The organism is Gluconobacter potus (assembly GCF_015244705.1).
GTDB classification, from domain to species: domain Bacteria; phylum Pseudomonadota; class Alphaproteobacteria; order Acetobacterales; family Acetobacteraceae; genus Gluconobacter; species Gluconobacter potus.
Map to the genome: position 1 here is coordinate 1 of NZ_JABCQF010000031.1, position 8,166 is coordinate 8,166.

4 protein-coding genes and 3 pseudogenes are annotated in these 8,166 nt (G+C 58.0%); all 7 read left to right on the forward strand.

Annotation, left to right across the window (positions count from 1 at the left end; genetic code table 11):
* Window positions 1-438: 438 nt before the first annotated feature.
* Window positions 439-615: pseudogene (locus HKD31_RS16190) on the forward strand (IS5/IS1182 family transposase); the annotation flags it as partial.
* Window positions 616-971: 356 nt separating this feature from the next.
* A complete protein-coding gene (locus HKD31_RS15490) occupies window positions 972-1,913 on the forward strand; it encodes a LysR family transcriptional regulator (protein WP_194265683.1) in 942 nt (313 codons plus the stop codon).
* Between the two features lie 438 nt (window positions 1,914-2,351).
* On the forward strand, window positions 2,352-3,380 hold the full coding sequence (locus HKD31_RS15495) for an IS110 family RNA-guided transposase (protein WP_034928490.1): 1,029 nt from the start codon (window positions 2,352-2,354) through the stop codon (window positions 3,378-3,380).
* A 361-nt stretch (window positions 3,381-3,741) separates the two neighbouring features.
* Window positions 3,742-4,716: pseudogene (istA, locus tag HKD31_RS15500) on the forward strand (IS21 family transposase); the annotation flags it as partial.
* Between the two features lie 8 nt (window positions 4,717-4,724).
* Window positions 4,725-5,510, forward strand: coding sequence for an IS21-like element helper ATPase IstB (gene istB / locus HKD31_RS15505; RefSeq protein ID WP_194265684.1), 786 nt, complete (start codon window positions 4,725-4,727; stop codon window positions 5,508-5,510).
* Between the two features lie 73 nt (window positions 5,511-5,583).
* Window positions 5,584-7,150 (forward strand): annotated as a pseudogene (gene istA / locus HKD31_RS15510) (IS21 family transposase).
* Entirely contained in the window at window positions 7,080-7,811 is a 732-nt protein-coding gene (gene istB, locus HKD31_RS15515; RefSeq protein WP_276529684.1) for an IS21-like element helper ATPase IstB, read from the forward strand. The pseudogene istA (HKD31_RS15510) and the gene istB (HKD31_RS15515) overlap by 71 nt, the downstream one beginning before the upstream one ends.
* The last annotated feature ends 355 nt before the right edge of the window (window positions 7,812-8,166 follow it).

Below are 8,166 nucleotides of genomic sequence, written 5' to 3' on the forward strand. Positions count from 1 at the left end.
CCATACCGTCGCATTCACACTCTCCCCGTTCCAGAAACAGGAAGAAAACATCACAGATCAAACGGGAGTACAAGCTTCATAAGCCCCCCGTTTAACTGACGACACGCCCTAGGGCCTGTGCCTACGCAGGCCCTGTGCTGCCAAGCCGAGCCGTTATCTAGGGCGGCATCCCCGGTGATTGTCAGCCGGAAGCCGACGCAGGCACGACACAACGGTGCCCTTGACCACGACTACCCCCGGCCCATAGCTGAACCCTCTTGTCTTCTAGCGATGACAAGCAACTGCCGCGCCCTCTGGTGCGGCTCTTTCGTTCGGCCTGTCCACTCCGGCCCTCGGGCCGGGGCCCCCAAGGAATGCAGTGCATGGGCTTATCTGATGCACAGCGCCCTTCCCGCTGGTGTTTCGACGGACCCACTTACCGCACCTTCCCTTGCGCTCACCGGGTACAAGGGCTACGCTCGTCCCCTCAGGCACCGCAAACGGATCGAGGAGGCTTTCGGCTGGGCCAAAACCATCGGAGGCGCCGTCCAGACCGTTTATCGCGGCATTGAATGCGCACGGTTTCGCTTCATCATGACGCTGGCCGCCGGAAATCTCCCCAGACTGCCAAAGCTGACCCGGCTTGAGCAGAAGATGACGTCGCAAACCGACCAAACCCGCCACACAGAACAGATGAACAAGCCAAAGCCGCAGCAGAGCTGAAAATGACATCTTCAGCGCGGCACTAAACCAGCGACCTGTTGGTCTCCGAGTGCTACCCTCCTCACGCTTTAGCGTTCTCGGGCGGAATCCCCACCAAGTGCTACTTAAGTAGCTATTTTTGTTGTCACCCTTGCATAAAATGGCAGCAAAGTGCTAACCTCGCCTGCCGAAGACAGAACGCTGTCATAATTTGGTAGCAACGCGTTGCCACCCGGAGTAAACCAACTGACCAGACCTTCCGTTCGAGGTTTGGAAAAGCCCAGGCCGCCATGACGACCAAAGTTGAATTCAAGGATATCAGCAATTTCGTTCATGTCGCGAGGACGGGAAGCCTGATGCGCGCCGGTATGATTTCCGGCGCACCAAAGGCAACGCTCAGCCACAGCATCCGCCGCCTGGAGGATTTGCTGGAAGTTGAGTTGTTTCATCGTTCTCAGAGAGGCTTGCAGCTCACAGATTCTGGACGTGCCCTTCTAGATAATACCGGCCGTATATTTGACAGCATCGAACTGGCTGCAAGTGCGGCTCAACGTGCCCATAGCTCCTTGAATGGTAAAGTGAGGATATTAGGAAGTGCGGAGTTTGGGACCAGCATTATTGGCGCAGCAACTTTGTACTTGGCAAGAGAGCATCCGGGGCTATCCTTCGAAACACGAATGTACCCTAGTGACACTCCATTGCCAGAACAAACAGAATTTGATTGCCTTATTTTTGTTGGCACTGCCCCATCATCTCATCACGTTTGTCGAAAACTAGGCAATGTTGGGTATCGCGCCTACGCTAGTCCGCTACTTCTGCAGCGGCTAGGAACCCCTAATTCTGTTGAGGATATAAGGGAAATGCCCGGCATAGAATATAAGCGCAAGGGAATAGCGGAGCCTTGGCTACTTCAAGACACAGACGGACAGCGGATTGGCGATTACAATGTGCGATTCAGCGTTCATGATTATTGGATGGCAAAATTCTATGCAGTTTCAGGAGAGGCAATAGCATATCTGCCGAACTTTTTTGTGCATTATGAAGTTGCTCAAGGTCACCTCATACCGCTCCTCCAAGAAGCCAACGAGAGTGAAAAAATATCTGTCTGGGCAATATATGGCGCCGCCCGCCATCGCAACCCTCGCGTCAAACTAGTAATTGATACGCTTTGCCAAAACTTCGACAAATTGATTCGTCACCCAGGCTATGCACTCGTGCGTCAGGACCTATAACTCTAAACCTGTCAACGGCGGCGCAAAAATCGGCCATGGCGGCGGAGCAAAACCAGGCCAGTTGGTGAGGGTGTGCGCCATGGCACGCGCGCTTTCCACATAGCTGGCGTGTGCCATTGCGCACTGGCCCGTCAGGGCCAATCGTCGTGAGATATCTGGATCGAGATCAACGCCGCTTGGTAAGCGGCAAGGAGACCCCGTGGGTTAGCGGCGTTGCCGGTCCGGGATAGGCTGGTGGCGTTGGTCTGACGCCGGGGTTCCATGTCTACGACTAGTTCTACGCCTATGCCTGCGACTGGTAGCTTACAGTTGGTCGAGGCTGTGATCGAGTGTTGATTTTCACTGAGAACTGATGGGGTGGATGCCCGCTCCCGACGGCATCGCGAGATGTGCCAAGGTGATGTTGTTGTTCAACGTCACGGGAAGGAGAAGGCATCCATGGACGGAGTTGCCATTATTGGCCTTGATCTTGCAAAGCGGGTTTTTCAGCTTCACGGCGCTCGGGCAGACGGAAGCGTAGCGTTCCGCAAGAAGCTGCCGCGCGCTCAGGTAACGACATTCCTGGCGAAGCTGCCACGGTGCATCGTTGCGTTGGAAGCGTGCGCGACAGCCCACTTTTGGGCCCGGACGATCGGTGCGCTCGGACATGACGTGAGGCTCGTGCCGCCGGCGTATGTGAAGCCTTTCGTCAAGCGGCAGAAAAACGACGCGGCCGATGCCGAAGCCATCGCAGAAGCGGCGAGCCGTCCGACGATGCGCTTCGTGGAGCCCAAGACGGAACGCCAGCAGGCTCGGGCGATGGTCTTCAGGACGCGTGACATGTTCGTGCGTCAGCGGACGCAGATGATCAACGCGCTCCGGGCTCACCTGGCGGAACATGGCATCATCGCCGCCAAGGGAATCACGAACGTGCAGGAATTGGGACGGATCATCGAGACGGCGGAAACCGGGATTGAGCCTCTGGTCGTGGAGACGGCCCGCATCTATCTCGATCAGATCGAACAGATTTCGGGGCGCATCGCTGCATTGGAGAAGACGCTCAGGCAGGAGGCCGGTCAATCCGACAGGACGGAGCGGATGATGAGCATGCCGGGGATCGGCCCGGTGACGGCCATGGCGGTCGAGGCGTTCGCGCCCACCCTGTCGACATTCCGGCGCGGCCGAGATTTCGCGGCATGGTTGGGCCTGGTGCCGAAACAGCATTCGTCCGGCGGCAAACAGGTTCTGGGGCATACGTCGAAAATGGGCCAACGCGACATCCGCCGCCTGCTCATCATCGGCGCCATGTCCGTTATTCGCTGGTTCAGCCAAAACACGCCCGACGCCGATACTTGGCTCGGGCGGCTGCTGCGCCGCAAGCCCCGTCAGTTGGCTGCCATTGCCCTGGCCAATAAAATGGCCCGCTCGCTCTGGGCCATGGAAACACGGGAAGAGTTTTTCAGGGATCCGCGCGCGGTTGCCGCCTGACAATCAGTCGGGAGTAACTACGCGCGGTACGTCGGCGTGTGAGGAGGTCGTCGAGCAGTAAGGACAAACGATCGGAAAGAACGGGTCTGGAAAAGCATTCGGGTCAATGAACCTCGAGTTCGCAGAATTGATTTGCACCAGATCCGCGTAGCCCATACCGGCCAGTGGTCATGTTCAGACCGCATCCAAAGGCCTGATACATGACCGCATCCGATCACACGCCTCTATTGTTCAACGCATCTGCTTGCACGAACGCGGGCATCCATACATGACCCGGGTAGGGCGGAAATTTTCATTGAGATTTGACCCATGCCTTCACACTCCCCGGCATCATCTGCTGGGGGTTTGAGGAGTGATTGACATGGAGCTTCTGAGTGTGATCCGTCGGTGGCACTGCCGGGATCATCTTCCGATCCGCGAGATTGAACGCCGGACGGGGCTGTCACGCAATACGATCCGGAAATATCTCCGGGCGGAGAGTATTGAACCGCGGTACCAGGTTCCCGAACGCCCCAGCCGACTGGACCCATTTGTTGACAGGCTGAGGGGATGGCTCGTCCTGGAAGCTGCCCGATCACGCAAAAACCGGCGCACGGCGCGACGACTACATGAAGACCTTGTGGCGCTGGGTTATGATGGCTCCTACGGACGGGTGGCCGCTTTTATCCGGCAATGGAAACACGAACAGCACCAGGCACGCCAGACAACGGGTCGAGGTGTTTTTGTCCCCCTGCGCTTCCAGCCCGGAGAAGCCTTCCAGTTCGACTGGGGTGAGGACTGGGCGGTGATTGCCGGGCATCGCGTCAAGCTGCAGGTTGCCCACACCAAACTGTCCTTTAGCCGGGCCTTCATACTCAGGGCCTATCCCCTGCAGACCCACGAAATGCTTTTCGATGCGCTTACCGAGGCCTTCCGCGTGCTCGGTGGTGTTCCGCGGCGGGGTATTTTTGACAACATGAAGACCGCCGTGGACCGGATTGGGTCAGGCAAGGCACGTCAGGTCAATCTGCGCTTCATGGCTCTGGCCAGCCATTATCTGTTCGAAGCGACTTTTTGCAATCCGGCAGCGGGATGGGAGAAAGGGCAGATTGAGAAGACCGTGCAGGATGCCCGGCGCCATATCTGGCAGGATCTGCCTGCCTTTGCGGATCTGGGGGCGCTGAATGCCTGGCTGGAAGCCCGCTGCCTGGACTGCTGGGAACGGCTGCAGCATATCGAACTGGCCCGGACCATCGCCGAGGTCCATGCCAGTGAGCGTCCACACCTCATGGTCCCGGGGCGTCCCTTTGACGGTTTTGTCGAACAGACCAAGCGCGTCTCGCCAACCTGCCTGATCCAGCCGTCATGCGTCATGATCCTGCAGCCGCTTCACTTGTCATCATGCTCCGTGGACTGCGGATGTATGGCATGGCCCAGGCTACGGCTGACCTCATAGAGCAGGGCGCGCCAGCTTTTGAGGCGGCCATCCCCATCCTCTCGCAACTTCTGAAGGCGGAGCTGGCCGAACGCGAAGTGCGCTCCATCGCCTACCAGACAAAGACAGCCTGGTTCCCTGCCTACAAAGACCTGTCCGGGTTCTCTTTTGCCGATACGCAGATCAACGAGCCCATGGTCCGCCAGCTCCATGGCGGGGACTTCATCGAGCGTGCTGAAAATGTCGTGCTGATCGGCGGTCCGGGAACCGGGAAAACCCACCTGGCGACCGCGCTGGCCATCCAGGCGATCACCCATCACCGCAAGAAGGCACGCTTCTGGTCAACGGTTGACCTCGTCAATGCGCTCGAACAGGAAAAGGCCGCCAACCGGGCCGGGCAGATTGCCGACAGGCTGCTCCGCCTGGATCTCGTGATCCTTGATGAACTCGGTTATCTCCCCTTCAGTGCGTCTGGTGGCGCCCTGCTGTTCCATCTGCTCAGCCGCCTCTACGAGCGCACCAGTGTCATCATCACAACCAATCTGAGCTTCAGTGAATGGGGAGAGGTCTTTGGTGACCCGAAGATGACGACGGCGCTCCTCGATCGGCTGACCCATCACTGTCATATCCTCGAGACAGGAAATGACAGCTACAGGTTCCGCGCCAGCACTGCTGTTAAGCGGCATGGAAAAGTGACCCCTTCGGAAGGGGGATAGGCAGCCAAAAACGACCCCTTTCTGAGAAACGGGTTCACGATGGCCTTCATGCTGAATGGAGGTCCGGTTTGGGATGCTTGTTGTGGAAACAATTGGAAAGATCCGTCGCGCGCATTTTGTCGAAGGAAAGGCGATCAAGGCGATCTGCCGGGACCTTGGGATATCGCGGCAGACGGTACGCAAGGTGATCCGGTCGGGACAGACGTCTTTTGACTATCACCGAGAACGACAGCCTCTTCCCCGGATTGGTCCATGGGAGGGAAGATTGTGCGCTCTTCTTGAGGAGAACGTGGCGCGTCCGGCCCGCGAACGGCTGAGCCTCATCCGTCTGTTCGAACTGCTGCGTGAGGAAGGATATGAAGGAAGCTATGATGCCGTAAGGCGATATGGCCGACGGTGGGAAGACCGCCATGAGATGGGGCGGCGGGCCGCCTATGTTCCGCTGAGTTTTGCACCTGGAGAGGCTTACCAGTTTGACTGGAGCCATGAGGTTGTCGTTCTGGGTGGTGTGGCGGTAAAGGTGAAGGTCGCGCATATGCGTCTGTGCCACAGCCGGATGATGTTCATTCGTGCCTATCCGCGCGAGGCGCAGGAAATGGTGTTTGACGCGCATGACCGGGGCTTTGCGTTCTTCCGGGGTGCATGCCAGCGGGGCATTTACGATAATATGAAGACTGCGGTGGAAACGGTTTTTGTTGGCCGGGCGCGGGACTATAACCGGCGTTTTTTACAGATGTGCGCCCATTATCTGGTTGAACCACAGGCCTGCACGCCGGCGGCAGGATGGGAGAAAGGCCAGGTTGAAAGCCAGGTGAAATATGCGCGTGGACGCGTGTTCTCCCCGCGTCTGAAGTTCCGTGACTACGAGGAACTCAATGGATGGCTTGTGGATCGATGCATCCAGCTGGCCAGAACGCATGCCCATCCGGATGTCCCGGAGAAAACGGTGTGGGAGATGTTCCTGGCCGAGCGCGCGGCTCTGGTTCCTTATGCCGGTTCCTTTGACGGGTTCCATGCCCGCATGGCATCCGTCACGAAGACCTGCCTGGTCCGCTTTGACAACAACCGGTATTCCGTCTCCAGCAGTGCGGTTGGTCGCCCTGTGGAACTCAGGGCCTATGCCGGGCGCATCGAAATCCGGCAGGATGGCCGGACGGTTGGGGTCCATGCCCGCTCGTTCGAGCGGGACCGGACGGTTTATGACCCATGGCATTATATCGGGGTGCTGGAGCGCAAGCCGGGTGCCCTGCGCAATGGCGCTCCATTCCAGGACTGGATCCTGCCCGTCTCCATTGAACGGATACGCAGGCGACTGGCTGACAGGCCAGGTGGCGACAGACAGGTCGTACGTCTTCTGGTTGCCGTGAACGAGCATGGCCTGACCTGCGTGGATCAGGCCTGCCGGGAGGCCCTGGAAGATGGCATGCATTCCGTTGATGTCATTCTCAACATCCTGTCACGCCGGGATGAAGCCACAAATCCCGTCCTGCCTGCCCTTCCCGAACCTCTGGTCCTGCATCATGCTCCTGTGGCTGACTGCAGCCGGTATGATATCCTGAGGACACGCCCATGATGGAACGTGGGCCGATCCTCCAGGCGATGGCGGAACTGAAACTCTACGGTATGAAAGCCGCCTATGATGAACTGGTGACCCATGCGGTCAAACGACAGTATCTGCCCCAGCAGGTCATAGGAGAACTGCTCCAGGCCGAAATACATGAAAAGCAGGCCCGGTCGGTACGCTACCAGATGACCATTGCCCGGATGCCGCGGGCACAGGATGTCGAGGACTTTCAGTTCGCGGATACGCCCGTCAACGAAACCCTTGTCCGTGACCTGGCCCGGGGCGAATTCCTCGACCTCAAGCGTAATGTCGTGCTTGTGGGGGGCACAGGTACCGGCAAAACCCACCTGGCCACGGCCATTGGCCGGAACTGCATCCGCACAGGTCGGCGTGGCCGGTTCTTCAACGTGGTGGACCTCGTCAACCGGCTTGAGGCTGACAGTCGGGCGGCAAGGGCGGGTCGGCTGGCCGAACAACTCGGCCGACTGGACTTTGTCATCCTCGACGAACTGGGATACCTGCCCTTTGCCCAGTCTGGCGGACAGTTGCTGTTCCATATGATCAGCCGCCTTTATGAACAGACCTCGGTCATTGTCACCACGAACCTGTCCTTCGGTGAATGGGCCAGTGTATTCGCCGACGCCAAGATGACCACGGCACTGCTCGACCGTCTGACCCATCACTGCGACATCATCGAGACAGGGAACGAAAGCTGGCGGTTCAGGAACCGTAACTGAACCTCTCTCCAGATCCATACCTGCCCCGGCCTGTCTCCTTACGCCTACGGCTTCAGGAGACAGGCCGGGCCTTCAACAGGGGGTTAATATTGCATGCCGATCAGGGGTTATTTTTGAGTGCCGATTGACACACTGCCGCGTCAAAAAACAGAAAGGACAGATCTCCTTCTTGACCGCCCGCATAACTATACCTGAAATAGCATCTGGCTGGGTCAATTCCTGATGAAAAACCCGGGTCAGTTCTCGGTTCTTCCGTACTTTTCGTGATGGGTATCTTGTACTGAGGTTCCGGAACTGGGAAATCCAGAAAGTCGTTCACTTTCATGGATATTCCCCAGTGTCACGCCTTCGGTCT